This is a genomic window from Staphylococcus hsinchuensis (genome assembly GCF_038789205.1).
In the GTDB taxonomy this organism is placed as follows: domain Bacteria; phylum Bacillota; class Bacilli; order Staphylococcales; family Staphylococcaceae; genus Staphylococcus; species Staphylococcus hsinchuensis.
In genome coordinates this window covers 1,126,442-1,151,871 of sequence record NZ_CP128355.1, presented here as the reverse complement: position 1 = coordinate 1,151,871, position 25,430 = coordinate 1,126,442, and the positions used below count along the sequence as shown (strand labels likewise).

At 32.6% G+C, this 25,430-nt stretch carries 32 protein-coding genes, 1 other RNA gene, 1 pseudogene and 1 riboswitch; of the genes and pseudogenes, 12 read left to right on the top strand and 22 right to left on the bottom strand.

Going from position 1 to position 25,430, the window contains the following annotated elements:
• Positions 1 to 112: 112 nt before the first annotated feature.
• Both sufD and sufC read right to left on the bottom strand, forming a co-directional pair.
• Positions 113 to 1,423: a Fe-S cluster assembly protein SufD gene (gene sufD, locus QQM35_RS05745; protein WP_251519278.1), complete on the bottom strand. Its 1,311-nt coding sequence runs from the start codon at positions 1,421 to 1,423 to the stop codon at positions 113 to 115.
• Positions 1,424 to 1,521: 98 nt separating this feature from the next.
• Positions 1,522 to 2,283: a Fe-S cluster assembly ATPase SufC gene (sufC, locus tag QQM35_RS05740; RefSeq protein WP_251519277.1), complete on the bottom strand. Its 762-nt coding sequence runs from the start codon at positions 2,281 to 2,283 to the stop codon at positions 1,522 to 1,524.
• A gap of 401 nt (positions 2,284 to 2,684) precedes the next feature.
• Here sufC and QQM35_RS05735 point away from each other — a divergent pair, with 401 nt between their 5' ends.
• Entirely contained in the window at positions 2,685 to 3,500 is an 816-nt protein-coding gene (locus QQM35_RS05735) for a DUF368 domain-containing protein (protein WP_418129352.1), read from the top strand.
• Between the two features lie 472 nt (positions 3,501 to 3,972).
• Positions 3,973 to 4,170 (top strand): hypothetical protein, encoded by a 198-nt coding sequence (locus QQM35_RS05730; RefSeq protein WP_251519275.1) that lies wholly within the window; start codon positions 3,973 to 3,975, stop codon positions 4,168 to 4,170.
• Between the two features lie 58 nt (positions 4,171 to 4,228).
• Here QQM35_RS05730 and QQM35_RS05725 read toward each other — a convergent pair whose 3' ends face one another.
• The 7 genes from QQM35_RS05725 to QQM35_RS05695 form a co-directional block, all read right to left on the bottom strand.
• Complete coding sequence (locus QQM35_RS05725; RefSeq protein WP_251519274.1) at positions 4,229 to 5,041, bottom strand: MetQ/NlpA family ABC transporter substrate-binding protein; 813 nt, start codon at positions 5,039 to 5,041, stop codon at positions 4,229 to 4,231.
• A 25-nt stretch (positions 5,042 to 5,066) separates the two neighbouring features.
• A complete protein-coding gene (locus QQM35_RS05720) occupies positions 5,067 to 5,762 on the bottom strand; it encodes a methionine ABC transporter permease (RefSeq protein ID WP_251519273.1) in 696 nt (231 codons plus the stop codon).
• Positions 5,755 to 6,780: a methionine ABC transporter ATP-binding protein gene (locus QQM35_RS05715; protein ID WP_342610221.1), complete on the bottom strand. Its 1,026-nt coding sequence runs from the start codon at positions 6,778 to 6,780 to the stop codon at positions 5,755 to 5,757. The genes QQM35_RS05720 and QQM35_RS05715 overlap by 8 nt, the downstream gene beginning before the upstream one ends.
• An 82-nt stretch (positions 6,781 to 6,862) precedes the next feature.
• Positions 6,863 to 6,970: riboswitch (SAM riboswitch) on the bottom strand.
• A gap of 54 nt (positions 6,971 to 7,024) precedes the next feature.
• Positions 7,025 to 7,324, bottom strand: coding sequence for a thioredoxin family protein (locus tag QQM35_RS05710; protein ID WP_251519271.1), 300 nt, complete (start codon positions 7,322 to 7,324; stop codon positions 7,025 to 7,027).
• Positions 7,321 to 7,713, bottom strand: coding sequence for a toprim domain-containing protein (locus QQM35_RS05705; RefSeq protein WP_251519270.1), 393 nt, complete (start codon positions 7,711 to 7,713; stop codon positions 7,321 to 7,323). Before QQM35_RS05705 ends, QQM35_RS05710 begins: the two co-directional genes overlap by 4 nt.
• 236 nt (positions 7,714 to 7,949) lie before the next feature.
• Positions 7,950 to 8,330, bottom strand: coding sequence for a glycine cleavage system protein GcvH (gene gcvH / locus QQM35_RS05700; protein WP_251519269.1), 381 nt, complete (start codon positions 8,328 to 8,330; stop codon positions 7,950 to 7,952).
• Positions 8,331 to 8,488: 158 nt separating this feature from the next.
• On the bottom strand, positions 8,489 to 8,842 hold the full coding sequence (locus tag QQM35_RS05695; protein ID WP_251519268.1) for an arsenate reductase family protein: 354 nt from the start codon (positions 8,840 to 8,842) through the stop codon (positions 8,489 to 8,491).
• A 142-nt stretch (positions 8,843 to 8,984) separates the two neighbouring features.
• On the opposite strand from QQM35_RS05695, the gene QQM35_RS05690 reads away from it, so the two are divergent.
• Complete coding sequence (locus QQM35_RS05690) at positions 8,985 to 9,305, top strand: thioredoxin family protein (protein ID WP_251519267.1); 321 nt, start codon at positions 8,985 to 8,987, stop codon at positions 9,303 to 9,305.
• 332 nt (positions 9,306 to 9,637) lie between these two features.
• On the opposite strand, the gene QQM35_RS05685 is transcribed toward QQM35_RS05690, so the two are convergent.
• Both QQM35_RS05685 and aroD read right to left on the bottom strand, forming a co-directional pair.
• Complete coding sequence (locus tag QQM35_RS05685; RefSeq protein WP_251519266.1) at positions 9,638 to 10,180, bottom strand: nitroreductase family protein; 543 nt, start codon at positions 10,178 to 10,180, stop codon at positions 9,638 to 9,640.
• Between the two features lie 68 nt (positions 10,181 to 10,248).
• Positions 10,249 to 10,968 (bottom strand): type I 3-dehydroquinate dehydratase, encoded by a 720-nt coding sequence (gene aroD / locus QQM35_RS05680; protein WP_342610220.1) that lies wholly within the window; start codon positions 10,966 to 10,968, stop codon positions 10,249 to 10,251.
• A 219-nt stretch (positions 10,969 to 11,187) separates the two neighbouring features.
• Here aroD and QQM35_RS05675 point away from each other — a divergent pair, with 219 nt between their 5' ends.
• From QQM35_RS05675 to QQM35_RS05665, 3 genes are all read left to right on the top strand, one after another.
• Entirely contained in the window at positions 11,188 to 11,613 is a 426-nt protein-coding gene (locus QQM35_RS05675; RefSeq protein WP_251519263.1) for an organic hydroperoxide resistance protein, read from the top strand.
• Between the two features lie 428 nt (positions 11,614 to 12,041).
• Positions 12,042 to 13,337 carry a CitMHS family transporter gene (locus QQM35_RS05670; RefSeq protein ID WP_251519262.1) on the top strand — a complete coding sequence of 432 codons (1,296 nt, stop codon included), beginning with the start codon at positions 12,042 to 12,044 and terminating at the stop codon, positions 13,335 to 13,337.
• A 340-nt stretch (positions 13,338 to 13,677) separates the two neighbouring features.
• The gene (locus QQM35_RS05665; RefSeq protein WP_251519261.1) at positions 13,678 to 13,917 is read left to right on the top strand and encodes a hypothetical protein; all 240 of its coding nucleotides are present in this window, start codon (positions 13,678 to 13,680) and stop codon (positions 13,915 to 13,917) included.
• A gap of 15 nt (positions 13,918 to 13,932) precedes the next feature.
• On the opposite strand, the gene QQM35_RS05660 is transcribed toward QQM35_RS05665, so the two are convergent.
• Positions 13,933 to 14,148: a YozE family protein gene (locus QQM35_RS05660; RefSeq protein WP_342610219.1), complete on the bottom strand. Its 216-nt coding sequence runs from the start codon at positions 14,146 to 14,148 to the stop codon at positions 13,933 to 13,935.
• 367 nt (positions 14,149 to 14,515) lie between these two features.
• A complete protein-coding gene (locus tag QQM35_RS05655) occupies positions 14,516 to 14,722 on the bottom strand; it encodes a TM2 domain-containing protein (RefSeq protein WP_251519259.1) in 207 nt (68 codons plus the stop codon).
• A gap of 216 nt (positions 14,723 to 14,938) precedes the next feature.
• Between QQM35_RS05655 and tsaT the strand changes: the two genes are divergently transcribed.
• The 3 genes from tsaT to vraX all read left to right on the top strand — a co-directional run bounded on the left by tsaT (position 14,939) and on the right by vraX (position 15,887).
• The gene (gene tsaT, locus QQM35_RS05650) at positions 14,939 to 15,121 is read left to right on the top strand and encodes a type II toxin-antitoxin system toxin TsaT (RefSeq protein WP_251519258.1); all 183 of its coding nucleotides are present in this window, start codon (positions 14,939 to 14,941) and stop codon (positions 15,119 to 15,121) included.
• A 48-nt stretch (positions 15,122 to 15,169) separates the two neighbouring features.
• The gene (locus QQM35_RS05645) at positions 15,170 to 15,418 is read left to right on the top strand and encodes a hypothetical protein (RefSeq protein ID WP_251519257.1); all 249 of its coding nucleotides are present in this window, start codon (positions 15,170 to 15,172) and stop codon (positions 15,416 to 15,418) included.
• A gap of 304 nt (positions 15,419 to 15,722) precedes the next feature.
• Positions 15,723 to 15,887: a C1q-binding complement inhibitor VraX gene (gene vraX, locus QQM35_RS05640; protein ID WP_251519256.1), complete on the top strand. Its 165-nt coding sequence runs from the start codon at positions 15,723 to 15,725 to the stop codon at positions 15,885 to 15,887.
• 119 nt (positions 15,888 to 16,006) lie between these two features.
• Here vraX and QQM35_RS05635 read toward each other — a convergent pair.
• A pseudogene (locus tag QQM35_RS05635) lies at positions 16,007 to 16,392 on the bottom strand (VOC family protein).
• A 106-nt stretch (positions 16,393 to 16,498) separates the two neighbouring features.
• Positions 16,499 to 16,684: a hypothetical protein gene (locus QQM35_RS05630; protein WP_251519254.1), complete on the bottom strand. Its 186-nt coding sequence runs from the start codon at positions 16,682 to 16,684 to the stop codon at positions 16,499 to 16,501.
• A 380-nt stretch (positions 16,685 to 17,064) separates the two neighbouring features.
• Between QQM35_RS05630 and QQM35_RS05625 the strand changes: the two genes are divergently transcribed.
• On the top strand, positions 17,065 to 17,289 hold the full coding sequence (locus tag QQM35_RS05625; RefSeq protein ID WP_251519253.1) for a hypothetical protein: 225 nt from the start codon (positions 17,065 to 17,067) through the stop codon (positions 17,287 to 17,289).
• A 198-nt stretch (positions 17,290 to 17,487) separates the two neighbouring features.
• Here the strand turns inward: QQM35_RS05625 and QQM35_RS05620 are convergent, their stop codons facing one another.
• The 4 genes from QQM35_RS05620 to QQM35_RS05605 form a co-directional block, all read right to left on the bottom strand.
• On the bottom strand, positions 17,488 to 17,691 hold the full coding sequence (locus QQM35_RS05620) for a hypothetical protein (protein ID WP_251519252.1): 204 nt from the start codon (positions 17,689 to 17,691) through the stop codon (positions 17,488 to 17,490).
• A gap of 147 nt (positions 17,692 to 17,838) precedes the next feature.
• The gene (locus QQM35_RS05615; RefSeq protein WP_251519251.1) at positions 17,839 to 18,357 is read right to left on the bottom strand and encodes a CHAP domain-containing protein; all 519 of its coding nucleotides are present in this window, start codon (positions 18,355 to 18,357) and stop codon (positions 17,839 to 17,841) included.
• Between the two features lie 190 nt (positions 18,358 to 18,547).
• Positions 18,548 to 19,009 (bottom strand): DUF523 domain-containing protein, encoded by a 462-nt coding sequence (locus QQM35_RS05610; RefSeq protein WP_251519250.1) that lies wholly within the window; start codon positions 19,007 to 19,009, stop codon positions 18,548 to 18,550.
• Positions 19,010 to 19,125: 116 nt separating this feature from the next.
• Positions 19,126 to 19,383, bottom strand: a complete 258-nt coding sequence (locus QQM35_RS05605; protein ID WP_251519248.1) for a hypothetical protein — start codon at positions 19,381 to 19,383, stop codon at positions 19,126 to 19,128.
• Between the two features lie 259 nt (positions 19,384 to 19,642).
• On the opposite strand from QQM35_RS05605, the gene QQM35_RS05600 reads away from it, so the two are divergent.
• Both QQM35_RS05600 and QQM35_RS05595 read left to right on the top strand, forming a co-directional pair.
• Positions 19,643 to 20,950, top strand: coding sequence for a TrkH family potassium uptake protein (locus QQM35_RS05600; protein ID WP_251519247.1), 1,308 nt, complete (start codon positions 19,643 to 19,645; stop codon positions 20,948 to 20,950).
• A gap of 328 nt (positions 20,951 to 21,278) precedes the next feature.
• Complete coding sequence (locus QQM35_RS05595; protein WP_251519246.1) at positions 21,279 to 21,503, top strand: hypothetical protein; 225 nt, start codon at positions 21,279 to 21,281, stop codon at positions 21,501 to 21,503.
• Positions 21,504 to 22,057: 554 nt separating this feature from the next.
• Here QQM35_RS05595 and ssrA read toward each other — a convergent pair.
• From ssrA to rnr, 3 genes are all read right to left on the bottom strand, one after another.
• Positions 22,058 to 22,417, bottom strand: a transfer-messenger RNA (tmRNA) gene (gene ssrA / locus QQM35_RS05590).
• 112 nt (positions 22,418 to 22,529) lie between these two features.
• Entirely contained in the window at positions 22,530 to 23,000 is a 471-nt protein-coding gene (gene smpB, locus QQM35_RS05585; RefSeq protein WP_251519245.1) for an SsrA-binding protein SmpB, read from the bottom strand.
• Positions 23,001 to 23,022: 22 nt separating this feature from the next.
• The gene (gene rnr, locus QQM35_RS05580) at positions 23,023 to 25,398 is read right to left on the bottom strand and encodes a ribonuclease R (RefSeq protein ID WP_251519244.1); all 2,376 of its coding nucleotides are present in this window, start codon (positions 25,396 to 25,398) and stop codon (positions 23,023 to 23,025) included.
• Positions 25,399 to 25,430: the final 32 nt, after the last annotated feature.

The window sequence follows — 25,430 nt, the reverse complement described above, 5'->3', positions numbered from 1 at the left end:
TATATTCAATCTTAAGGTTTGGTTAATAACACATAGTTGGGAAGGTTTACTTAAATAAACTGCAACTACTTTTAACACAAACCTTCTCATGTTTATTGATATGTTCTTAAAATTATTTATTTACTTTCAATTCAATAACTTCGCGTAATTGACGTTTAACGTCTTCAATTGGTAGCTCACGAACAACTGGATCTAAGAAACCATGAATAACTAATCTTTCTGCTTCACGTTGTGAAATACCACGACTCATTAAGTAATATAGTTGCTCAGGGTCAACACGACCTACTGAAGCAGCGTGTCCAGCTTCTACATCATCTTCATCGATTAATAGAATTGGGTTAGCATCACCACGTGCATTTTCAGATAGCATTAATACACGTGATTCTTGGTTAGCCATTGATTTCGTACCACCATGTTTGATTGAGCCGATACCGTTAAATACAGTAGATGCATTTTCACGCATAACGCCGTGTTTTAAAATGTAACCGTTCGTTTCTTTACCGAATTGTACAATTTTCGAAGTAAGGTTAACCTTTTGATCACCTGTACCAACGACAACTGATTTCAATGTACTTTCTGAGCGGTCACCGATTAAGTTTGTTGTATTATCAATGATTTGGCTACCTTCATTCATTAAACCTAATGCCCAACTGATTGTTGCGTCTTCAGCTGTTACACCACGACGGATAATGTGTGCTGTAAATCCTTCATCTAGATAATCTACTGAACCATAATTGATTCGTGAATTAGCACCAGCGTTCACTTCTGAAATGATATTAATTTGGTTGTCATTACCAGCAACTTCTGATAAATAGTTCTCCACGTAAGTCACTTCTGCACTTTTTTCAGTCGCGATAATAACGTGGTTATAGAAGCTTGCATTTTCATCATCGTGTAACACAACGTATTGAATTGGATGTTCTACGACAACATTTTTAGGAACATATACGAAGATACCACCATTGATAAGTGCTGTATGCAACGCTGTTAAACGGTGTTCATCCATTGATACTGTATCTTCATTCATTAAATATTGTTTAACTAAATCAGGATGCTTAACAAGTGCTTCAGAAAGACCTTCTACAATAACCCCATCATTGATTGCTTTGTCTGAAACCTTTGTAAAAGCAAGTGAATTGTTATGTTGTATTACTAAATTTTCTGTATTTTCGACATCAATAATTTCTTTTAATGCGTTTGGGATATCTTCTAATGTATTAAACTCGCTACCTTCTGTGTGTAGTTGTTTAAATGAATCAAAGTCCCATCTATTAATTTTTGTTTTATCTGGTTTTGGCATTTCTAAAGTTTCTGTAATCTTTAAAGCTTCTCTACGAAGTTCTGTCATCCAAGCAGGCTCATTATGGGCTTGTGAATATTCGACAATTTGTGCTTCAGAAATGTTCAAAGTTTCTGTCGTCATACTTTTTTTCCTCCCATTCGATGATTATTTAATAAATTTCATTGATTGTCGGTACAATCTAATGCATTGACTTTACTATTTGAAAGTTGAAGTGAGGCTTATTCTGTCGCACCGTATTCTTCTTTAACCCATTCGTAACCTTCTTCTTCAAGACGTTTCGCTAATTCTGGTCCACCTGAAGTTACGACTTTACCACCGAACATAACGTGTACATGATCTGGCGTGATATAGTTTAATAAACGTTGATAGTGCGTAATGATTAATGAACCGAATGACTCGCCGCGCATTTTGTTGATACCTTTAGATACAACTTTTAACGCATCGATATCTAAACCTGAGTCAATCTCGTCTAAGATTGCGAATTTAGGATCTAACATCATTAATTGAAGAATTTCATTACGTTTTTTCTCACCGCCAGAGAAACCTTCATTTAAGTAACGTTGAGCCATGTTTTGGTCAATGTCTAAGTAGTCCATTTCTTGGTCTAACTTTTTAATGAATTGCATTAAGTTGATTTCATCGCCTTCGTCACGTTTTGCATTGATTGCTGAACGCATGAAATCTGCATTTGTTACACCAGTGATTTCTGATGGATATTGCATAGCTAAGAATAATCCAGCTTTAGCACGTTCATCGACATCTAATTCTAAAATATTAACGCCGTCTAATAATACTTCACCTTTTGTAACTTCGTAGCTAGGGTGACCCATGATAGCTGATGATAATGTTGACTTACCAGTACCGTTTGGTCCCATGATTGCATGTATTTCGCCAGTATTAATTGTTAAATTAACACCCTTTAAAATTTCTTTATCTTCTATAGACACGTGTAGGTCTTTAATTTCTAATGTTGATGGCATACATATTCCCTCCGTAATATATGATATATAATACTTACTAGTTTATAATAATTTTAATTTAACGTCAAAAGACTATAACCTAATTACACCCTCTAATTATAACGTAGTTAAGTTTGAATATAAACCTTTTCAGGCTCTAAATTAAAATAGTTCTTATAATGCAATCATTTTTGTTAAATAAGTCTTTATCATGTTAACTGATAATAGGAGGTGTGTTGTTCTCAATTTCTATTATCACTTTTATCGAAATTTATAGATGTGTAATTAATAAACATATGAAATCTGTTTCTTGCTATTATTACTGTATGAAATCATTTTATGCTATTATCATTAACAACTAAGTCATGAGAGGAGGTTCTTTATTGAAAATTAAATGGTCCAATCTTTGGAGAGGTTTCGCGATGGGTACGTCTGATTTAGTACCCGGTGTGAGCGGAGGAACAATTGCTCTATTGCTAGGAATATATGATGATTTCATAAACTCTATTAGCGGTCTCTTTTCTAAAAACTTTAAGAAAAGCTTAACATTCCTAATTCCTATTGTGATCGGTATGTTATTAGCTATGGGATTATTAAGTAAAGTTATCAATTATTTACTAAGTGAGCACACTGTACCTACGATGTTTTTCTTTGTAGGATTAATTGCTGGAATTATTCCCTTCCTATTAAAAATATCAAAATTCAAACAAACATTTACGATAAAACATTACGTTGTATTATTGATCGGCATTGGTCTTATTGTCTTATTTACTTTATTAAACAATGGTGATAAACATGCGGGAGAAACTTTAACGTTATCTACCGGTTTAGCCATTAAATATTATTTATGTGGAATTTGTGCCTCAAGCGCAATGTTATTACCAGGTATTTCAGGTTCGTTTATGTTGTTAGTATTTGGTGTTTATGGCACAGTGATGTTTGCAGTTTCTGAATTAATTTCATTAAACTTCAAAGCATTACCAATATTAATCATCGTTGGGTTAGGTATTCTAACAGGCTTCTTACTTTCAAGTAAGTTAATCCAATATTGTTTAACACATCACCCATATATCACTTATGCTTTAATTATCGGCTTTGTTGTAGGTTCGCTATTTGCTGTATTTCCTGGTTTACCGACATCGATTTTAACTTGGGTAATTTCAATTATTACACTTATCGTCGGTTTCATTATTAGTTACAAACTCGGTGAAGTCACGCATAAAAACGAAACACTTTAACAAAGTTTTAAATTTAAAAATTTGAGGGAGAGGGACAGAAATCGAATTTTTAATAAAGATTTCGTAGTCCCTCCCCGGCAAGGATGACTAGGATTGAAAAAAGCTTGATATAAGCGTATTTTCAATTCAGACCTCTACTGCCAAGTTGGCAATGAGTCTGAGACATCTATTTGTGTTTCAGACTCATTTTTTTATTTCATTCATTAAAAGTTCAAACAATATATGTTAAAGTTTAAATAAAATATGATATAGGAGTTATGAAATGAATAAACAATAAAACATCGTATTGGATATTCTAATTGTTATTACAATCATAACTACATTGCATGGGGCATCAAACCCATATGATGACATTAAAACTATCATTAATTGTGTTGGTTTTATTTTTATCATATTAATGGCTATCTTTTGTTGGATTTGGACGCGTAGAGATAAGGGGACTAGACTCATTTTTAATAAGGAGTGGATTTTTTTGGAGAAAAAGAATAAACTACTTCCGTTAAATATATCTTTGATTATACATACTATTTTTATAATTACTTCAATCAACACTATTGTGACAAAGTCAAACGTAACAGCTGAATTATTAGCTATAGGTGGCTTAATAGGTTTTACTGCTTTAATGACTGTAACCATCATTGCATTAACACATGAACTCAAGCAAATGTGAGATTAAATACGACAAACAGTAACCCCTTCAATTGAAAATGAAGGGGTTATGTTTATTCTTATTTCGCTGGAACAACTGAACCATCGTATTGTTTTTCAATGTATTCTTTAATTTTTTTCGATTGTAATACATCGACTAAAGCTTTGATTTTCTTATCATCTTTATGTCCTTCTTTAACTGCAATTAAGTTAGCATATGGATTATCTTTCGCTTTTTCGATTGCGATTGAATCTTTTTTAGGATTTAATTTCTGATCAATGGCGAAGTTAGAATTGATAATAACCGCATCGGCTTTTTCTTTTTGGTAAATTTTTGGTAGGTACTCGGCAGATTGCTTATTGTTGAATTTAATATGTTTTTTGTTTTCTTTAATGTCATCGAAAGTTGCGTCTTGGATTTTAACGCCATCTTTCAATTTAATTAATCCTGCGTCAACGAAGAACTTTAAGAAACGCCCTTCTTCAGCTGGGTTGTTAGAAACGTAAACAGTTGCACCTTTTGGTAAATCTTTTAAGTTTTTATATTTTTTTGAGTATACTGCCATAGGCTCTAAATGCACATTACCTGCTGATTCAATTTTGTAGTGCTTGCTTTTCTTATCCTTGTCTAAATATGGTGTATGTTGGAAATAGTTTGCATCTAGTTCACCTTTGTTTAATATCTTGTTCGGCGTCGTATAGTCATTAATTGTTTTGATTTTCAAATCATAGCCTTTATCTTTCAATAACGGCTTAGCTTCCTCTAAAATTTCAGCATGCGGTGCTGGTGATGCCCCAACTGTGATTGACTTATCCTTTTTACCGCCATTTCCACATGCAGCTAATACTAGTACTAAAGCAATAATCGAAGTTAAACTCAATATCTTTTTCATAATAACTCACCCTTTTTATATAAATTTATCTTTTATCTAATTTATTTGTCGCCCAATCACCAACGAATTGAATGACAAATACTAATACTAAAATGAACAACGTCGCAATAAAGATGACATCGTTTTGGTTACGTGTGAAACCTGTCAAATAGGCTAAGTTACCTAAACCACCTGCCCCAATCACACCTGCGATGGCAGTAGAACCTACTAAGGCAATAGCTGTAACAGTAATGCCAGAAATCAAAGCCGGCATCGCCTCAGGTAATAAAACTTTCTTAACCACGGTTGATGTTGTGGCACCCATTGACCACGCTGCTTCAATAACACCTTTATCAATTTCTTTAAAAGCAATTTCCACTAATCTTGCATAAAACGGAGCTGCCCCAATAATTAATGCAGGCAATGCACCCGTTGGACCACTAATCGTTCCTAAAACTAAACTTGTGAATGGTATTAATAGCAATATGAGTATAATGAAAGGAATTGCTCTAAATAAGTTAACTATAAATGATACAACGCTATAAAAAATACGTGCCGCTTTTGATTCACTTTTTGCACTTAAAAATAATAATATGCCTAGAATCAAACCAAATATAAATGCAAATATAGTTGAAATTACGGTCATGTAAATCGTTTCATATGTTGCTACCCAAACTTCGTCCCATTTAACATTAGGCATCGTAAACATTTCTTGAAGGATACCACCCAATGAATCATTCATGTTTTAACACCTCCACAGAAACACATTGATCCGACAAATCACTTTCTAAATTTTCAAATTTTTCAGAATTTAGATTTTGTAAATGTGCGACGAGAAACCCTATTGAACCTTCTTTTGTATGTTTAATATTAGCTTCTAAAATATTTACATTGATGTCATGTGCTTTAGTTATGTATGAAACTAATGGTTTCGTAGTGTTCGTTCCTGAAAAACTAAAGCGAACAATAAAATCATTTTTATCAATTTCAATAAGTTCTGTATTCGTTTTTTCATAATCATCATTTAAATCATCTTTTACAAAGCGTTGAGTGACAGGTTGTCGAGGATTTTCGAACACTTCTTTCACATTACCATGTTCAACCACGCGCCCAGCTTCCATCACAGCGACTTCATCACAGATTCTTCTAATCACGTGCATTTCATGTGTAATAATGACGATGGTTAGGTTACGTTCCCTCTTAATCTTAAGTAATAAATCTAAGATTTCATCAGTTGTTTGTGGATCTAAGGCACTCGTGGCTTCATCACAAAGTAACACGTCTGGTTCATTCGCTAAAGCTCGAGCAATACCGACACGTTGCTTTTGTCCACCTGATAGTTCAGAAGGATAAGCATATTCTTTACCTTTCAATCCAACTACATCTACTAATTGTTTAGCGCGTAGTGCTGCTTCTTTTTTAGAAACACCTGCAATTTCTAATGGAAACATAATATTTTGAACCACTGTACGCGACCAAAGCAAATTGAAATGTTGAAATACCATGCTTAGCTTTTGTCGTTTCTTTCTTAACTGTGCCTTGGATAATTTATTTATCGTTGCGCCATCTATAATAACTTCTCCTGAAGTTGGCGTTTCGAGATTATTTAACAGCCTTATCAAAGTACTCTTTCCTGCACCTGAAAAACCAACGACCCCAAAAATCGTACCTGATTGAATACTTAAATCAACATGATCAACTGCCAAAATGTCTTGATCTTTGGTTCGATATTTTTTGACAATTTGATTTAACTCAATCATTATTACTACCTCCCTATATTTCGACTAATTAAAAAATGCTTTCTCTTTTTATGGAGAAAAAGAGAAAGCATTAAGTCCGCTTCTCTCATCTCCAAAAGTCATTAAGACTTTATGTGAATTGGCACCATTTCTTTTAAAAGACGGTTGCCGGGCTTCGTAGGGCACATCCCTCCACCACTCTTGATAAGAGTTTCATTATTTAATTACCATTAATCCTACCACCATACTAAAGTATAGTCAATAATTATTTTAAATTTTCTAACAAATAGGGAACTGAGCGAAAAGCATAGAATCTTTTTTGCTCTTGTCCTTTTGACATAACCATTAATATAGGGACTGATTGTATTTCGTATTCTTGGCTAAAATCTGGATGTAAATTTAAATCTATCTTTGTTATTGGTAACTTTAAAATGTCATTAGCAATATCTAACATGCGTTCTGACATCTTGCAAGTTCCACAAGTGGGCGTATACCCAAATATTAAATATTTGTCTTTATCTATATGTTCGCGTACATCTACGCGTTGTTGACTTGCGACATTCATGTTAATAAACTTACCCTCTCAGCTATATAATCTAATCGTGCCTTAGCAACCTTTTCTTCGTCACGAACGTCAAAACCATGTTTAGATAAGACCTTTGATAAATACGGTTTTGGACATCTAGCTACTTCGCAATATTGCTTATCGACACGTATATGTTTACTTTCACTTAAATATTTTTTAAACCATTTACGGATTTTTTCACCTTCATCATCTGAATCAACGAGTATATAAACTTGTTTGTCATATAATGATTCAATCATGGCATCCAATTTATCAATACCCATAGTTCCGTTTGTACATATGATATCAATCGGTTGATCTATCACTTGCTTTACACGTTTTTTGTCTGATTTCCCTTCGACAATAATCACTTGGTTTAATATCGTCATGACATCCACCTTCTATAAAGTTGATAATAAATCTACTCTTTAGTTCTTAACAATACAATAAACTTATAAACATCAATTACAAATACGTAAAAATTATTTAATAATCAAGATCATTTTACGTAATTTATCGTCGTAGTCCGTGAGATATAACATATACAAACTCTAATATAGGTTTTTAAAAATAATATATAAAGAAAACTCCAAGATAGTATGTATCATGGAGTTAAATCTTAATATTATTCACCAATCATTTCAGCGTATTGGTCTGCTGATAGTAATGAATCTAATTGACTTTCATCACTTAATTCAACTTTAACCATCCATGCTTTTTCATATGGTGATTCATTTACAAACTCTGGGCTATCTTCAAGTTCGTCATTAACGCTTACTACTTTACCAGAAACTGGTGCGTATAATTCAGAAACTGTTTTGACAGATTCAACGCTACCAAATGTGTCTTCTTCTTTAAGTTCATCGTCTACTTCTGGTAGCTCAACGAATACGATATCACCTAATTCGTTTTGTGCGTATTCTGTAATGCCTATTGTAACTGTTTCTCCATCAACTTTAACCCATTCGTGATCCTTGGAGTATTTTAATTCATTCGGTACTGCCACGAGAATCCCCTCCTAAATAATATTACAAGTTAATAATGCCATATGACTTTATGACATTCAACTATTTACTTAAATCATATGATTACCGTTAATAAGCATCTTAACAATCCTTAGCAACTGTCACAGATCAATTATACATAGGTATAAATGGTGACAATTTATAGCCAAGTTTGTTTATATTCCTCTTCTTTAAAACCTACTGTAACTTTGTCCCCTGATACAGCTAATGGTCTTTTAATGAGCATGCCATTTGATGATAATAAATCAAGTTTCTCATCATCACTTAATGATTTAAGTTTTTCTTTTAAACCGAGTTCACGATATTTTGCACCACGTGTATTAAACAATTTATCTATTTCAATATCTGTACCTTTTAAAATTTCTTTGAACTCACCTTTCGTAGGTGTATGTTGGACGATATCAATCGGTTCAAAGCTAACACCATAGTCTTTTAAAAACTTGGCTGCTTTTTTACAAGTTGTACAATTGGAATATTGGTAAAATTTTATCATAATGCTCAACCTCCTCTAATAACTTATATCTAATATATCAAAAATCGAATGAAAACGCTCTATAAATTAAGCTGAATTTTTTTATTTCCATAAAATGTTAGTTATAATAAAACCAATTAAAAACAGAAAAAGGAGAATTACGATGCAAACTATTAACTCTACAGAGAACTTTAATGAAACTATACAAAGTGACCAACCCGTTATCGTTAAATTCGAAGCAGGCTGGTGCCCAGATTGTAAAGCTATGGACATGTGGATTGATCCAATCAAAGAAAAATATAACGACTATCAATGGTTTACAGTGAATCGCGACGAATTAGAAGATGTAGCTGCTGATAACGAAGTGATGGGTATCCCAAGTTTACTTGTATTCAAAAATGGAGATAAAGTTGCGCACTTACATTCAGCAAATGCAAAATCACCTGAACAAGTTGAATCATTTTTAGAAGAAACTTTTAAATAATATATACTCAACTTTTAAAACTTTAAGGACATTACATTTTAATTTACCCCCATTAGATTTTTAGTTGAAATCTTTTGGAGGGTATTATATTAATCATTCATTTTGTATCATGTATAAAAACGAGTCTGAGACAAAAATAGGTGTCTCAGACTCGTTGTCAAATTGGCAGTAAATGTCTGAATTGTAAATGCGCTTAGAACAAGCTTTTTCAATCCTAGTCATCCTTGCCGGGGTGGGACTAGGAAAACTCTAATAGAAAATACGATTTCTGTCCCACTCCCGTTTTATTCTTATTCTGAAATATTTTTAACAGCTTGTATTCCATCCGACTACTAAAATTTTTGTACGAAATTTTGTTTTTTACGTTTAGGATGAGGCATGTCCACTTCTAAGTCTGTTAAATAAAGAAAACCTACAAGTTTTTCATCTTCAGCTAAATTAAATATCGCACCAATATCCTTGTTGTTGAAAATATATTTTGGTGTCTTCCAACAACTACCTATGCCGGCCTCGTGTAAGAGCAACATTAAGTTTTGAGCAAATGCACCAAAGGCCATATGATTTTCTAAATTATCTTTCACATCAGGTTCTTCTTTTACGATGAGTGCAAGCATACCACCTAAATTCGTAACAGTATCATAATGATCCTTTTGTTTATTTGGTTCGTCTGGAAATGTAATCTTTGTAAGCTGTTTACTCATTTCACCTAATCGATCTTTCGTAATATGAACAATTCGCCATGGTTGTCTCAAACCATGGTTGGGAGCATCTGTCGCATTATCTATTGCTTCATATAAACGATTGTCGTCTATATTCATATCTCTTTTGAAGATTTTGATGCTTCTACGTTGTGCTATCGCTTCTTGTAGTTCCATAACTTAATCTCCCTTTCGTCAAATGATAACTATTTTCAATTATAAATCAGAAAAGGCTACATTTCAAATTACTCATACACTTCAAGTAATTGCTTCAAGCGTTCAACATGTATTTGTCCTGGTGCTTTCGGCTCATCTAAGCAACCATATGAAACGCTTCCACCAAAAAGACCTTGCGCAGTTCTTGAAACGATACCTAAATGTGACATCGCGATACCTATCGCTTTTTGCGGTACATGTTCAGCCGTTATTGCAAGTGCTTCAAGTAGATGAATGACATCAAGTTTATCATTAGGCATCACCGCAACCTTTAAATATGCTGGTGCAAGTTGATGCATTTTAAAGTAAAGGTGTTTAAGTTCTTCTAATGAAGGGGGCTCTTGAAAGTCATGGTAAGATAATACAACTTCGATATCTTTATGATTCGCTTGGGCAATTAATGCTTTTAAAGGGTCGCGGAATTTTGATTTATCAAATTCTACATCTATCATATCCACAGAATCGATTTGAATAATTTCGGTCAATAGTTTCATATATTCATCTTCGTCCAGCTTCCCTGAACCACCTTGTGAAAGTGTTCGGTACGTAACCAATATTTGTTTATTTAATTCTAAAGCGTGGAGTGCCTCTAATGCTTTAATTAATTGTGCCGTAAATGCCTTTTCCCATTGATCTATTCTTAATTCAATGATGTCGAATGATGCTTGAAAAAGAATTAACTGTTCTTTGGTTGTTTGATTTAATAACGATTCAGGTTCAATCGTCACTGCTATTTGTGTATTTGCCATAAAATTAGACTTCCTTTGTAAAAATAGTTCTTCTTACACTTCGATTGGTCTAAGTTTATCAATTTTTCTATAATTAATAAATGCATATGTTCTTTCAGAATGATGATGCTCTGTTTCACTAACGGCTTGAATTTAAATGAAAAACTGAACTGGAATGAAATGATTGGAAAAACGTAAACGTGGGTAATACATATAATGAAGATAAAAGGAGGTTATAAAATGGCAGTAAAATATGAAACTAGTGCAGTAAACACAGGCGGACGTAACGGTCATGTTCATACTGATGATAAAGCAATTGACGTAGCAGTGATTCCTCCAGATCAAGCTGATGCTGAGAAAGGTACTAACCCAGAGCAATTATTTGCAGCTGGTTATGCATCTTGCTTTAATGGTGCGTTTGATTTAATTCTTAAACAAAACAAAGTAAGAGACGCTAAACCAGAAGTAACTTTAACAGTACGTCTTGAAGACGATCCAGATGCTGAAAGTCCAAAATTAAGCGTTTCAATTAATGCAAAAGTAAACAACGTATTATCTCAAGAAGACGCTGAAAAATATTTAGAAGATGCGCATAACTTCTGTCCTTATTCTAAAGCAACACGTGGTAACATCGACGTTGACTTAAACGTTGAAGTTGCAGAATAATAACTAGATGCGTTTATATATAACAAATGGCGAGTGAATGTTTAAGCATTCACTCGCCATATTTTTTTACCTTATGTTTGTTAAATTCACGTTGCACTATCCCCACTCGGGTTAATCATCTTTCTCATTGTAAAATCTTGGCAGAAATAGATTTAATATTAAAAAAGCAATTAACACGAGAATTAATAATGATACAGTAATTGTAATTAAGGACTTCAACAGTTACGCCCCCTTTATATCCAACTCTACATTACCACATTTATGTAACGCAAGACAATATTATTCTAGTTTTCTTATATATAAAAAAATTAAAATATTAAGTTTTCAAAACAATATCATCTTTTTCGAAAAAATTAAACCAAATCAATAATTTCAATTTTATAAATTTTCTGAAATTGATATAATCATATGAATAAGGGGGTTTTTTTATGAATTTAGCAATACTCGGGTTTATTATGATTATTGTATTCATGGCATTGATTATGACACGAAAGATGTCAGCTTTGATTGCTTTAATTGTAATCCCAACTATTTTCGCATTAATTGGAGGTTTCTACTCTGGGCTTGGTAAATATATGCTCGATGGGATAGAAACTGTAGCACCGACAGGCATTATGTTAACATTTGCCATTCTCTATTTCGGTGTCATGATTGACGCAGGTTTATTTGAACCTGTCATTAATCAAATTATTAAAGTTGTTAAAGGGGATCCAGTAAAAATTACTATTGGAACTGTCATCTTAGCTTCAATGGTAGCATTAGATGGTGACGGGACAACAACTTTTATTATCACAGTAACGGCAATGATGCCACTTTATAAAAAGATTGGTATGAGTTTATACACGCTTTCAACGTTAGCGCTATTATCAATTGGCGTAATGAATATGCTGCCTTGGGGAGGACCAACAGCAAGGGCTATTTCTGCTTTACAAGTTTCAACTGAGGATGTATTTATTCCACTCGTTCCAGTGATGGCTGCAGGAATTTTATTTGCATTAATCGTTGCATTTATTTTAGGTAAACGAGCACGTAAAACATTATCATATCAATCTGACATTGAATTAGAAGATGTGAAGAAAGACGAAACGAAAGAAGAATCTTTATTAAAGAGACCAAAGATGATTATTCCAAACGCAATTTTAACGATTTCGCTTATCGTCTGTCTCGTTCTTGAAGTATTACCCATACCTGTTCTATTTATGGTTTGGTTCGGAGTAGCATTATTGATCAACTATCCAAATTTAAGCATCCAAAATTCAGTAGTTAAAAAACACGCTGGCAATGTTTTATCTGTAATCAGTTTAGTGTTTGCATCAGGTATTTTCACAGGAGTAATGGATGGAACAAAGATGGTAGATGAAATGGCAAATACTTTAGTACATATTATTCCAGATGCGATGGGGAGTCATTTCGCAATTATCACTGCAGTACTAAGTGGACCTTTCACATATTTTATGGCAAATGATCCATTTTATTACGGAGTATTACCAATTCTAGCTGAATCTGCACATCAATTTGGAGTGTCCAAAATTGATATGGCTAAAGCGTCTGTACTCGGTCAGCCTTTACACGTGTTAAGTCCTTTATATGCAGCGGGATATTTACTTGTAGGTATGTTAGATATTGAATACGGTCAAAACCAACGTGTCGTAATTAAGTGGGCAATTGGTTCCAGCCTATTTATGATACTTGTCGCATGTATATTAGGCATTATTCCGTGGTAACTCTCAAAATCTATTATGACTATAAATAATAATGATAGAAAAGCTTGGAGAAAAATAAATAAATTAAAGAAGTTAAATTGAAAAGAAAAAGTAGATGATTGGAAGCATGTCACCCACATGTTTCCAATTTTTTAATGGAAATATTGAAAAATAAGGTTCAAACATCTAAAAAAAGGGGAATACATAAATAACGACACGAATCAATGTCAATTATTTCATTAGAATGTATTAATTACACGCCATACATTTCATAATGATTAAATATTTACAGCAAGGCGTTTGTAAAAAAAATATCAAACGCGTTTAACTGTATGACATATATTTTAAGGGGTGTTTATCTATGCAACCACAAAATGAGTGTAACTACATTAACCCATCCAACATTTCACTTGATTGGGAATGCTTTGTATTAAGTAAAAGTGATATGGAACTTGATGGTTTACCTAATGAACTCATAAGTTCCTGGATGGCCCAAAATATAATTGAACCATTTTCAATTATAGATAACGAAATTAATTTTAAAACAGCCGACATCAAAGTCGCATTAGAAAAACAGAATTGGTATTATACGAAATACTAGTGCCTGATTAATGTATTAATTATAAGATACACTAGAACCGTATAAACTCAATGCTCTGTTTGCTGAAGCCAACACTTCACCATCTAGGTAATTGTCATAAAAATAATCGCGCAAGGTATCAAGACAAGTTTCATGTTTAGGAAAACTTTGATTCACCATGATACAATTTGCAAGCTTACCAAGTGGTGTATCATCATCAATAAAGCCAATTACAAAATCATAAAATGTCATTTTTTCAACCTCGATTTTTATAAAATTTAATGAAAATATTTTTATAACTTTGAATGTTAATTGTAATCATATCAAATTTAAATAATTTGTCTATTCCTAAAATATAACTTTAATATTTCGAATTCGAGATATTCCTATTATACCAGTATGTATACTAACTTTGTAAAGATTGTAAAATTTTCGTGACACTAGAAAAATCGTCTCAAAAGTCGACTAAATCATAGGTTATAGACAATAATTACACATCTTTTTTTAATAATTAAGAGCAACTCAGTTCATGTTATTTAATTGAACTCAGTTGCTCTTTGTGCTGAAAATAAATCCGATCAAAGACAAGTCTTCATTAACTTTTAAGTTTTATAGAAAATTAAACAGCGATGTTACCATTTTCATCAGATGGTACGAATAACGTCATAATTGCGCTAATGATTGCGATTAAATGTGGTATAAATGTCCAACAGAATGCTAAATGTAAGAAACCTGAAAGTTTTTTGCCAGCATAAAATTTATGAATGCCGAAACTACCTAAAAATAATGCTAAAACGATGTAAATCACTTTATTTACTTCAGTCATACTTAACTCTCCTTTTTAAGAATCTATTTTTAGTATAACTTAAATACAAATATTTATTAAATAATTGTAACTATACACGAAAATATAAAATAAAATAGTGACTTTTCTTCTAACTTATAGGGAAAAGAAACTTTTCTGCTACTGCTGAAATGGTATAAATGATAAAATAAGGATATTATTTATAGTATTTGGATTGTTTCGAGGAGGTGCGTCAATATGAGCGTTCATTTTATGATCGTATTTTGGTTATCCGTAATATTTTTAGTCAGTGGTATTATCTCTTTAATTATATATAAAGTAAGAAATTCTAGTGAAGCGAAAGAATCTTTGCTCGGCTTAACTGTAATGTTAATCGTTTTCGGAGTCGTGGGTATAGTCTTTTCTCTCGTATTTAGCTAGATTATTATAAATTATAGATATTTCAACACAACTCAGGAGGCATTTACTTTGAAACTAACTTACTTCCCCGATTGGCAAATTGATAATCAAAGTAAGCATGAATTTTCCATTCAAGAAGACCAACATTCTATTTCGATTGTGAGTGCAATTAATGATTTTGCAATGGGCATTTTAAGTGAAGTTACTTTCACCGTTGAAAATAATCAAGTTGTTGCAACACATGTTGAAAATAATAGCAAAGCATTAAAAGTTGAAGTAGATGAACAACATCACAAATTAACAATTGTTGATTTGTAATATTTCAAATGTACCAATAGTATACAAACCGTCGTAAAATGAATGTTTTACGACGGTTTTCTATGTCCCTTCCACTTATGGATAAATTTTTTCAAAGCAACCAACATCCTTATTTCAAACACCATTATTTATTTCGAATTCATTATAATCAAACTGTTGGAAAATAAAATACAAAAAAGTTATCATTAGGATAATACATTATCATTTATTTTATATAATGATGAATGAAATAAAATGTCTATGCGATTGTTTATCTTTATTATATTTGAGTGTTTTGGTTTGTTTTAGAAAAAAGGGTGATGGTATGGAAGTATTGCGTAAAGTATATAAAGACAACGAGCCTGTTTACCACGTTAAAACAGATAAGGGGACCGTTGTAAGAATTAAAGGCTCAGATGAGTTAACTGATAACGAAACAGAAGAGTTATTAACTTTAGTTTCACAAGATATAGATAAAATGAAAAAATAATCAATATACATAAACTCAAAAAATAAAGATTCTATTTAAAATTAAAAGAGACTCGGATAGTGCACATTTTGAATCATGGCGTCTATCCGAATCTCTTTATCCAATTAATTAATGAAATTTTATTGTTCAATTATTTGTATTAAATTACCGCAAGTATCTTTGAAAATAGCATATTTAACACCGCTCATTTCTGAAAGTTCTGTATGAAATTCAACGTCGGCATCTTTTAAATTTTTAACAGTATCTTCTAGATTTTCAACACCAAACATCGTAGCAGGTATTCCTGCTGAAAGTAACCCTTCTTGATAGTTTTTCGCAATCATGCTTTCATTAGGTTCAAGTACTATTTCTACTGGATTGTTTGAATGTGCTTCTTTAACAGTTAACCAAGAAATCCATTTCCTAAATCTTTATCGTGCACTAATTCAAATCCTAATTTTTCAGTATAAAACTTTTTTGCTTTTTCCTGGTCATCTACGAAAATACTCATAGCAATTATTTTCAATTTAATACACTCCCATTACCTTATTTTTATCTATTAAACATCTCACTGTGCGATTCCCTTTCAATATCAAATTAAACTGATATTCTAATTATAAACACGATATATTTTAACCTTGTTTATAAACTACTGTTATAAAATAATCTACACCTTCAACACTATTCGTAACTGTAGGCGTAACGCTCACGACAGAATAATGATGTTGTTTCAATATTTCATCGAGAAATTGATTGACACGTTGATCAAATTCTTCAAAATTTTCTTCATATTGCATATGAAATGTCTTAATTTTCATAATCTCATCCCTTTAATCATACTAATTATTAAATCATGTGTGTATAAATAATTTACCCTAATACACTCATTTCCACACCAGGCCTTTCGCCCTACAATTATTAAGTCTATGCGTATTTCAGTATTTCTTACGACTTCTATTTACAAAACTAGACATCTTACAACTTAATGCATATAATCATATTTAATATACAAAATCAAAACGCTTTCAAATAAAAAGACAATTATTATAACCATAAGTAATCATAATAATCTTAACGATAAATTTATACAATCATTTATCGCACTTAAGTGTAGTACAATATATTTAATCTACTTACGTTATGTTATTACCTGGCATTCAGATATTTCATTTTCCATTGAACAACAGGAGGCTCCAAATTGAATATTTTAGCAATTATTTTTATATTAACCAGCATTATTTTACTTGTTCTCGCATATTTTTCATTCCGTGAAAGTAAACGTGAATTAACTCGAACTACAAACGCAAATGAATATGAAAGTAAAGCGGTTCATACACAATCAAGAAAAGTGCGTATATTCGGTATCATTTTAATTATATTAGCAATTATTTTATTTGTATTTGCACTTACTATGTTATTTTAAATCCCTCTTAATAAAAATTATGAGTCTGAGACAAAAATAAGTGTCTCAGACTCTTTGTCAATTTGGCAGTAGATGTCTGAATTGAAAATGCGCTTAGATTAAGCTTTTTCAATCCTAGTCATTCTTGCCCGGGTGGGACTACGAAACCTTTATTAAAAATTCGATTTCTGTCCCACTCCTCACACATTTCTTTTTATATTAACTTGGTACAGTCATTATGACTAACAACGCAATACCACACACTGCAGCTATCAATAAAGTATATATTCCAGGTTCTAGATTCATTTTTTTGTGACTTTTTATAAGGGCTTTATACATTTCATAACTCATATATATCATTGCACTAATACCAAATACCAAGAATCCGATGGCTAGAAGAGAAGCTGTACTATTAAATAACATTTTATTCCCCCTAGTATTCTATACATTTATATTAACAAAGACACATGGGCAGTGAGCTTACACTTTTGTCACATGGTGAAATATTAAAACTCCCCTCAAATGTCATCTCACACGTACGATAACTTCTAAGGGAAGTTTGATTTTTGCTTAATTATATTTAGGTCTTATAAACCACATTTCGGTATCATAATTATGAACTACCTTATGTGCTACTTCAGTTCGTGTTGCGCCACCGCCGTACCAGTTTTGATCAAGTGACTCAAATTTATAATAATTACCATCTGCATTGCCGTTTGTAACGATTGCCGTGTGTCCAGCACCGTTACCATAGTTATCATTAAATACGACGATGTCCCCTGCCTTAGCTTTAAATTCTGGTGTATTTTTATAAACAGTCGCTTCCCCTGTGAAGTCATTGGCAAATGGTATTTGTTTTGCATAAGCCCCTTTCAAACCATGGTTATATAAATAATCCCATTGTTCATTAACGAGGTCGAAACACTGCCATCCATAAGCGTTATCATAATCCCAACCTTTACCTTCAAGCGTATCAACATGGGTAATTGCTTCATTTTCGGTAGCAGCTGAAACTGTTTCATGAGTTAAAAATATACATATCGAAGTAACAAGTGACATGATTATTAAACGCGATATAACTTTAGACATACATATCCCTTTCAAAAAATATCATTATTAAAGACAAAAACAATTAAGTTGTTTTAAATTACTTCACCTTTAATCCTGGGATAATATATCATAGTCACTTTTCTAAAAGATTACATATAGATGAATGTAATATAACTAAATTTAACTACTTTGTAAAAAACACAATAATCAGAATAACTAAATTTTTAAATTATTCTACAAGTGTAGCTAAAAATTCTACTTCATCATAAACACGTATGTTGTATTCACTTAATAATGCTGATAATACGCCGGGGCCTGCTGTTTTCCCCCCATTAAATTGCCCATTATAAATCGTCCGTGTACCACATGAAGGGCTGTTCGATTTTAAAACTACCGTATCGCACTCAAATGACTGTATTATCTTTAACGTCTGCTTGGCACCTGTTTTAAATGCTTCAGTAACATCTCTACCTGTCACGGTCATCACTTTAGCCTCGTCGTTCCATACATCAAATCCGTCTCCACCTACGATTTCAGACGGTTCTCTTGGAACAGAAAGTCCTCCAAGCAACTCTGGACAAGCAGTAATCGCTTCTCCTTTATCTACGAGGTCTTTCAATCTTTGATCTAATTTATGACCTCCATCATATCGTACCGCTTCTCCTATCAGACAAGCACTAATCAATATCATATCATTTCACACCTTTAAAATAACTACACTTCAATTCCGTACTATTATCAAAGAGAAAACTTTAAAAAGCAATATCAATTGATGTATGTTTAATAATAAATCATTTATGTAAGATATTACGTCTTTCTCTTTTTAAAAAACACGACGGCCACGACAACGATAGCAATGACTTCTAAAATATCAAACGACTTCATTATTGAAGAAGTAACTGAGTGACCTGCCCAAAAAACTCTAATTAAAAATAACAGTATAGAATGCACAATCATAGCAATAATTGTATATTTTAATGATTTATCTAATATTAAATTAAAAATAATTATAAAAAGCACCACAGTCACTGTTAAAAGTAACATAACAATTTCTGCTAATGACATCGTTGGTCTCCTTACTTAAATAAATAGATTTCTACGTTCTCTTTTTATAATAATTTCATATTCTATCTACCTAAACAAGTGCATGCGAATATCTTTCTACGAGGGATTAACACTTTCAAACCCGAACCTTGTAATACATACTCTTTTTTGCACTTTCATTTTTAATTTTGGTAACAAAAAAATTTATATTAGTATATACTGGGTATTATGTTATTATCCTTTAAGAGGTTTTAAATTTTCAATGAATGGTGATTAAAAAATGAGCAAAGTAAATAAACCATTATATTTCTATCTACTCTTATTTCTATCAACGACGATAATAGGAGCATTGTTACTTTATTTACCGTACACCGGTAAAAAACCTATCAATTTTATTGATGCGTTATTTGTAGCTTCGAGTGCATTTACAGTGACTGGCTTATCTCCCGTTGACGTAGGAACCCAATTTAATCTCTTAGGTGAGCTTGTTATTCTCGCCCTGATTCAAATCGGTGGTTTAGGGATTGTAACGGTGACGATGTTGACACTCGTTATTTTAAATAGAAAGATCTCAATAAAAAACAGATTCTTAATTATGGTTACTTGGAATATCGATGAACCGGGTGGCATTATTAAATTAATTAAGCATCTCGCAATTTACAGTATAGTAAGTGAAACAATTGGTGCGCTATGTTTATGTTTAACATTTATTCCTAAATACGGCTTAGGAAAAGGCGTGTTTATTAGTATATTTACATCAATATCTGCGTTTAACAACGCTGGGTTTGCATTATTTAAAGACAATTTAATTCATTTTGCGAATGATCCAGTGGTCATAATTGTTGTTCCGTTGTTAATCATCATGGGCGGTCTCGGTCATTTTGTAATTATAGACTTATTATATTGTAGAAAGTTAAATAAACTATCATTGCATTCAAAGCTTGTACTATCGACAACATCGATTTTGATTGTTTCAGGTATGGTACTCTTTTTCTTACTTGAACAAGCGAATACTTTAAATCACATGGGTATTATTGAAAAGATAGGAAATGCATTCTTACAATCTGTCACAACGCGTACAGCAGGATTTAACACTGTCGATATTGGTAGTATAACGACACCTACTGCCCTGTTATTCATGTTATTGATGTTTATCGGGGGCGCACCATTAAGTGCAGCTGGTGGTGTTAAAGTTACAACTTTCGCGATTATTGTCATATTTGTGCTAAACACTTTAAGAAAAGAACACAGTATTTCATTGTTCAATAAAGAAATATTCGATAAATATATTAAAATGTCTATTGTGATAATCAATATTTCTATCGCATTTATATTTTTCATGACTTTCATTATATCAATGATTAACCCGACGATTTCCTTTATTAAAATACTATTTGAAGTCGTTTCAGCCTTTGGTACAGTAGGATTGTCAATGAACTTAACACCGGAGTATCATGGAATAACTAAATTGTTAATCGTTATTGTGATGTTATGTGGTAAAGTCGGTTTACTCACGATTGCTAGAGCAATTATACCACCAAAAGAACCTAAAAATTATCACTTCCCTAAAGCGCACATACATTTATAACTCATATGTCGTCGCGCTAATCCATTGTTAAAGTATAAAATAAAAGTAGACACAAAGGCGAATCACCTTTGTGCCTACTTTTTTAATGATAAAAAACTCACAACCAATAAAATTGTGCGTCCATCAACCAAATTTTTAATTTTATGAAAGATATTAACGATTATTTTTCTAAAAAATAAATAAAATGCTTTTTAATTATATCAAAGGCCTTTGATATCGAAAGTTAAAATATTAACAAAAATTTTACTTTTATAATCATTTGTTTCACTTTATTATAAAATTACAATTGTTATACTATAATTACCAACCAAGGAAGGAGGTGTTTATTGTGGCTACAAATAATTCAAACAATAATAACAACAACAACAATAATAACAATAGTACAAATAATAACAACTCAAACAATCAAGAACGTACTGGTCAAGTAAAAGATCGTTCTCAAGTTAAAAACCCTCAAAACGATAGCTATGTTAAACGTGATACTGAAACTGGTGAATTCATGCAAGTAAAATCAGATTCAGAACCATTCAAAGGCGTTCGTAAAGAAGACTAATATGTGTGTGGAGCTACTCTATTGCCGTAGAGTGGCTTCTTTTTTGTTGAAAATAGTCTTTTTAGATAACACTAAACGTCACGTTTAACATAGCTTATTTAACATATATAAATATATTTTAAACCTAGAAACGATATTTTGCAAATTCACACAACTTACATACAATTGTGTAGATATCACACCTAGTTTTAACAAAAACTTAAATTTCATAAGTTAAGAGGCTAATATATTTCTCAACGCAAACTGTTAGCTATTATTTTAATTACATTAATATTGAGCATTTTTATGCCAATCGTTGGTTACATTTGCGATATACATATACTCAAATTTGGTTCATTCTTGATGAAAATAATAGATATATTACTCATTATAAGTTTACTGTTTATATGGGTAAAAAGATAAAAAGTAATGATTTTTAAATTAAATTGCCCCTTTACATATAAGAAATTGCTAAATAGTTGTAGCCATTATTCATGTTTGGATGATGGCTTTTTTTATAGGCTCTGTGGCAACAAAAATGAAAAAGCCCACAACCATGCGGGTTGTAGGCTCAATAGTGGAGACGGCGGGATTTGAACCCGCGTCCAGAGGTCCTGATACAGATCTTTCTACGTGTGTAGTCTATCTGTAAGTTTCACATAGTGATAGGAGACAGACAACCAACACTATGCTAGTTTGATTAGTTCTCTTCTAAACAGACTTCAAACGGCAGTGTTTAGCGTATCCTACTAAGGTTGAATCGCGTTAACTGCACATAGGAGATGCAGTTAGGCGATGCAGTGGCTATTACGCAGCTACTGCTAAATTATCGTTTGATTTGTCAGTTAATTTTAACTGTGTGTGTTGATACGGAGACAACCCTCCGACACGCTTAATCAGCTCGGGGGACCCCTGTCGAATCCAAGAACGTCCCCTTAATAAAAATTAACAAGCATTCTCTTAGAAAAAATGCTTATATTAACTGACATTTTTTAGAAAGCATATTCAATATTACCAAAGATTAATATCTTTGGCAATATCTTTCGCTTAATAACGGGCTTTCATCTCTCTGTCCACATCGCGTTTGACTGCTTTTTCTTTCAATGCTTGACGTTTATCGTATTTCTTCTTACCTCTTGCAACGCCAAGTAATACTTTGCAGTTACCATGCTTTAAATATAGTTTTAAAGGAACAATAGAATAACCAATTTCTCTCGTACGGTCGCCAAGTTTTAATATTTCTTTTTTATGAAGTAATAGTTTTCTTGAACGACGTGGATCATGGTTGAACTGGTTACCTTCTTCGTACGGCGCAATGTGCATATTTTGAAGGAAGATTTCACCTTTTGATACTTGTGCGTAACTATCCTTTAAATTTGCGCTACCACGACGAATTGACTTAATTTCAGTTCCTTTCAACGCAATGCCCGCTTCAATCGTATCTTCTATGTTGAAATCATGTCTTGCCTTACGATTTTCAGCTAATGTTCCTGGTGATTTTTTCTTCTTTTTCGGCATTGAGTTTCACCTCTTTGTTGAGTTATTTTTTCTTTTTACGTGCTTTCTTTTTAACCTTTTTATCTTTATAAAATGGTTTATGGTTGGTATTACCTTTTTTATCTTTATTACGTTGGTTTTTACCCTTACGTTGTTTTGATTTCTTTTTACCTTTTCGATCGTCTTTAGACTTATCTAAAGCGTTGCCTCTTGTTTTAGTTTGAATTGTTTTTCCTCTTGCAGGTCTTTGACTGCCACGATCATTTTTCGGTAATGGCATACCTACAATTTGGAAATCAATCATACGCTCATCTACGTCTACATTAACGACTTTAATTTTTACTGGATCCCCAATACGGAATACTTTAGCTTGTCTTTCACCAATCATTGCCATTTGACGTTCATCAAAGTGGTAATAATCGTCAGTTAAGTTTGATACATGAACCATACCTTCAATTGTATTTGGTAATTCAACGAACATACCGAAGTTTGCCACTGAGCTGATAATACCTTCGTATTCTTCACCGATATGTTGTACCATGTATTCTGCTTTTTTCAGTTCATCCGTATCTCTTTCTGCATCAATCGCTCTACGTTCTCTTGTAGAAGTATGATCTGCAATTTCAGGTAACATTTCTTCCCATTTATTAAGGGTTTCATTATCCATGGATTGCTCAATGATATATTTACGGATTAATCTGTGTACGATTAAGTCAGGATATCTACGGATAGGTGATGTGAAATGAGTGTAGAACTCAGCTGATAAACCGAAATGACCTAAGTTTACATCGTCATAACGTGCTTGTTGCATTGAACGAAGCATCATAGTAGAAATCACCATTTGTTCTGGTTGACCTTCAACTTCTTGTTGAATTTTCTGTAATGTCGATGGATGAATGTCTTCACCTGTACCTTTGATCATTAAACCAAAGTTCGTAATAAAGTCGAAGAATTGACGTAATCTTTCTGATTTAGGTTGTTCGTGAACACGGTAAATAAATGGTACTTGTAAGTTGTCAAAGTGTTCAGCGATTGTTTCGTTGGCTGCAAGCATGAATGATTCAATTAGACGTTCACCTTCGCCACGCTGTCTTAATTCGACATCCGTTGGAATACCTTCATCGTTTACTAATACTTTAGCTTCACTAATATCAAAGTCAATTTCACCACGACGTCTTCTCATCGCAATTAAACGATTTGATAAATCTTGTGCTAAATCTAGCATAGGTGTAACGTCTGGATACTTTTGTCGTGTTGCTTCATTTTGATCAGTGATGATTTCGTTTACTTCATCATAAGTCATTCGATGATTAGAATGAATGACACTATCAAAGATGCTATGATTTATAACGTCACCACGCTGGTTAATTTCCATTTGACAACTTAATGTTAAACGGTCGACCTTCGGATTTAGTGAACAAATACCGTTACTTAAACGATGCGGTATCATAGGTATAACGCGATCAACTAAATACACACTCGTGGCACGTTCATACGCTTCTTGATCTAGTGGTGAATCTTCAGTCACATAATAGCTTACATCCGCGATGCTTACTGTTAATTGCGTATTACCATTATCTAGTTTCTTCACACTAATCGCATCATCTAAGTCTTTAGCATCTGCACCATCAATCGTAATTGTTAGTTCATCACGTAAATCTGTGCGTCCTTCAATTTGTTCTGGTTTAATTTCTTCAGGTACTGCTTGAGCATCTTCCAGTACTTTATCTGGGAAGTCAATTTCTATGCCATGTTGATAAATAATAGATAAAATATCTACACCTGGATCATTTTTATGACCAAGTATTGCTGACACATGACCTTCTGGATTATCAGTACCGTCCGCATATTTCGTTATTTGAACTAATACTTTATGTCCATCTACTGCACCTAAGTTTTGACCTTTAGGAACAAAAATATCTTGCATGATACGTTTATCATCCGGCAGAACGAAGCCGAAATGACGCGCCTCGCTATAAGTTCCTACAACCTGTGTCACAGAATGAGTTTCGATGGATTTGACTTCACCTTCAACTTTACCTTTATGTTCACCTTTAGATTTTTGTAATTCAACAAGAACAGTGTCCCCGTCCATTGCTCTGTTTATTTTAGTAGGTGGAATGAAAATATCTTCCATATCATCTTCTTCTGGACGTAAAAATGCAAAGCCTTTTTTGTTTTGGCTTAATTTACCTTTAATTAATTTAGATTGCTTTGATGATTTAGTTTCTTTGCGTTGATATCTATCTGTTTTTGTACGTTCAATCAAACCAGTTTGTTCTAATTCTACTAATATTTTAATTAATTCTCTAAATGAATCAGCACTACTTAAACCGAGCGCATCTTGAAAGTCTGACACTGACATCGGTTCATAATCAGGTTGTTTAATAATTTCTTCTATGGATTGTTTTAAATTCATTTTGTCCCCTCCTTTCTTATTTTCTATCTACT

Coding starts and splice junctions, on each gene's coding strand:
- sufD (WP_251519278.1), bottom strand. CDS start 1,423: ATGACGACAGAAACTTTGAACATTTCTGAAGCACAAATTGTCGAATAT.
- sufC (WP_251519277.1), bottom strand. CDS start 2,283: ATGCCATCAACATTAGAAATTAAAGACCTACACGTGTCTATAGAAGAT.
- QQM35_RS05735 (WP_418129352.1), top strand. CDS start 2,685: ATGGGTACGTCTGATTTAGTACCCGGTGTGAGCGGAGGAACAATTGCT.
- QQM35_RS05725 (WP_251519274.1), bottom strand. CDS start 5,041: ATGAAAAAGATATTGAGTTTAACTTCGATTATTGCTTTAGTACTAGTA.
- QQM35_RS05720 (WP_251519273.1), bottom strand. CDS start 5,762: ATGAATGATTCATTGGGTGGTATCCTTCAAGAAATGTTTACGATGCCT.
- QQM35_RS05715 (WP_342610221.1), bottom strand. CDS start 6,780: ATGATTGAGTTAAATCAAATTGTCAAAAAATATCGAACCAAAGATCAA.
- QQM35_RS05710 (WP_251519271.1), bottom strand. CDS start 7,324: ATGAATGTCGCAAGTCAACAACGCGTAGATGTACGCGAACATATAGAT.
- QQM35_RS05705 (WP_251519270.1), bottom strand. CDS start 7,713: ATGACGATATTAAACCAAGTGATTATTGTCGAAGGGAAATCAGACAAA.
- QQM35_RS05695 (WP_251519268.1), bottom strand. CDS start 8,842: ATGATAAAATTTTACCAATATTCCAATTGTACAACTTGTAAAAAAGCA.
- QQM35_RS05690 (WP_251519267.1), top strand. CDS start 8,985: ATGCAAACTATTAACTCTACAGAGAACTTTAATGAAACTATACAAAGT.
- QQM35_RS05685 (WP_251519266.1), bottom strand. CDS start 10,180: ATGGAACTACAAGAAGCGATAGCACAACGTAGAAGCATCAAAATCTTC.
- aroD (WP_342610220.1), bottom strand. CDS start 10,968: ATGGCAAATACACAAATAGCAGTGACGATTGAACCTGAATCGTTATTA.
- QQM35_RS05675 (WP_251519263.1), top strand. CDS start 11,188: ATGGCAGTAAAATATGAAACTAGTGCAGTAAACACAGGCGGACGTAAC.
- QQM35_RS05670 (WP_251519262.1), top strand. CDS start 12,042: ATGAATTTAGCAATACTCGGGTTTATTATGATTATTGTATTCATGGCA.
- QQM35_RS05665 (WP_251519261.1), top strand. CDS start 13,678: ATGCAACCACAAAATGAGTGTAACTACATTAACCCATCCAACATTTCA.
- QQM35_RS05660 (WP_342610219.1), bottom strand. CDS start 14,148: ATGACATTTTATGATTTTGTAATTGGCTTTATTGATGATGATACACCA.
- QQM35_RS05655 (WP_251519259.1), bottom strand. CDS start 14,722: ATGACTGAAGTAAATAAAGTGATTTACATCGTTTTAGCATTATTTTTA.
- tsaT (WP_251519258.1), top strand. CDS start 14,939: ATGAGCGTTCATTTTATGATCGTATTTTGGTTATCCGTAATATTTTTA.
- vraX (WP_251519256.1), top strand. CDS start 15,723: ATGGAAGTATTGCGTAAAGTATATAAAGACAACGAGCCTGTTTACCAC.
- QQM35_RS05630 (WP_251519254.1), bottom strand. CDS start 16,684: ATGAAAATTAAGACATTTCATATGCAATATGAAGAAAATTTTGAAGAA.
- QQM35_RS05620 (WP_251519252.1), bottom strand. CDS start 17,691: ATGTTATTTAATAGTACAGCTTCTCTTCTAGCCATCGGATTCTTGGTA.
- QQM35_RS05615 (WP_251519251.1), bottom strand. CDS start 18,357: ATGTCTAAAGTTATATCGCGTTTAATAATCATGTCACTTGTTACTTCG.
- QQM35_RS05610 (WP_251519250.1), bottom strand. CDS start 19,009: ATGATATTGATTAGTGCTTGTCTGATAGGAGAAGCGGTACGATATGAT.
- QQM35_RS05605 (WP_251519248.1), bottom strand. CDS start 19,383: ATGTCATTAGCAGAAATTGTTATGTTACTTTTAACAGTGACTGTGGTG.
- QQM35_RS05600 (WP_251519247.1), top strand. CDS start 19,643: ATGAGCAAAGTAAATAAACCATTATATTTCTATCTACTCTTATTTCTA.
- smpB (WP_251519245.1), bottom strand. CDS start 23,000: ATGCCGAAAAAGAAGAAAAAATCACCAGGAACATTAGCTGAAAATCGT.
- rnr (WP_251519244.1), bottom strand. CDS start 25,398: ATGAATTTAAAACAATCCATAGAAGAAATTATTAAACAACCTGATTAT.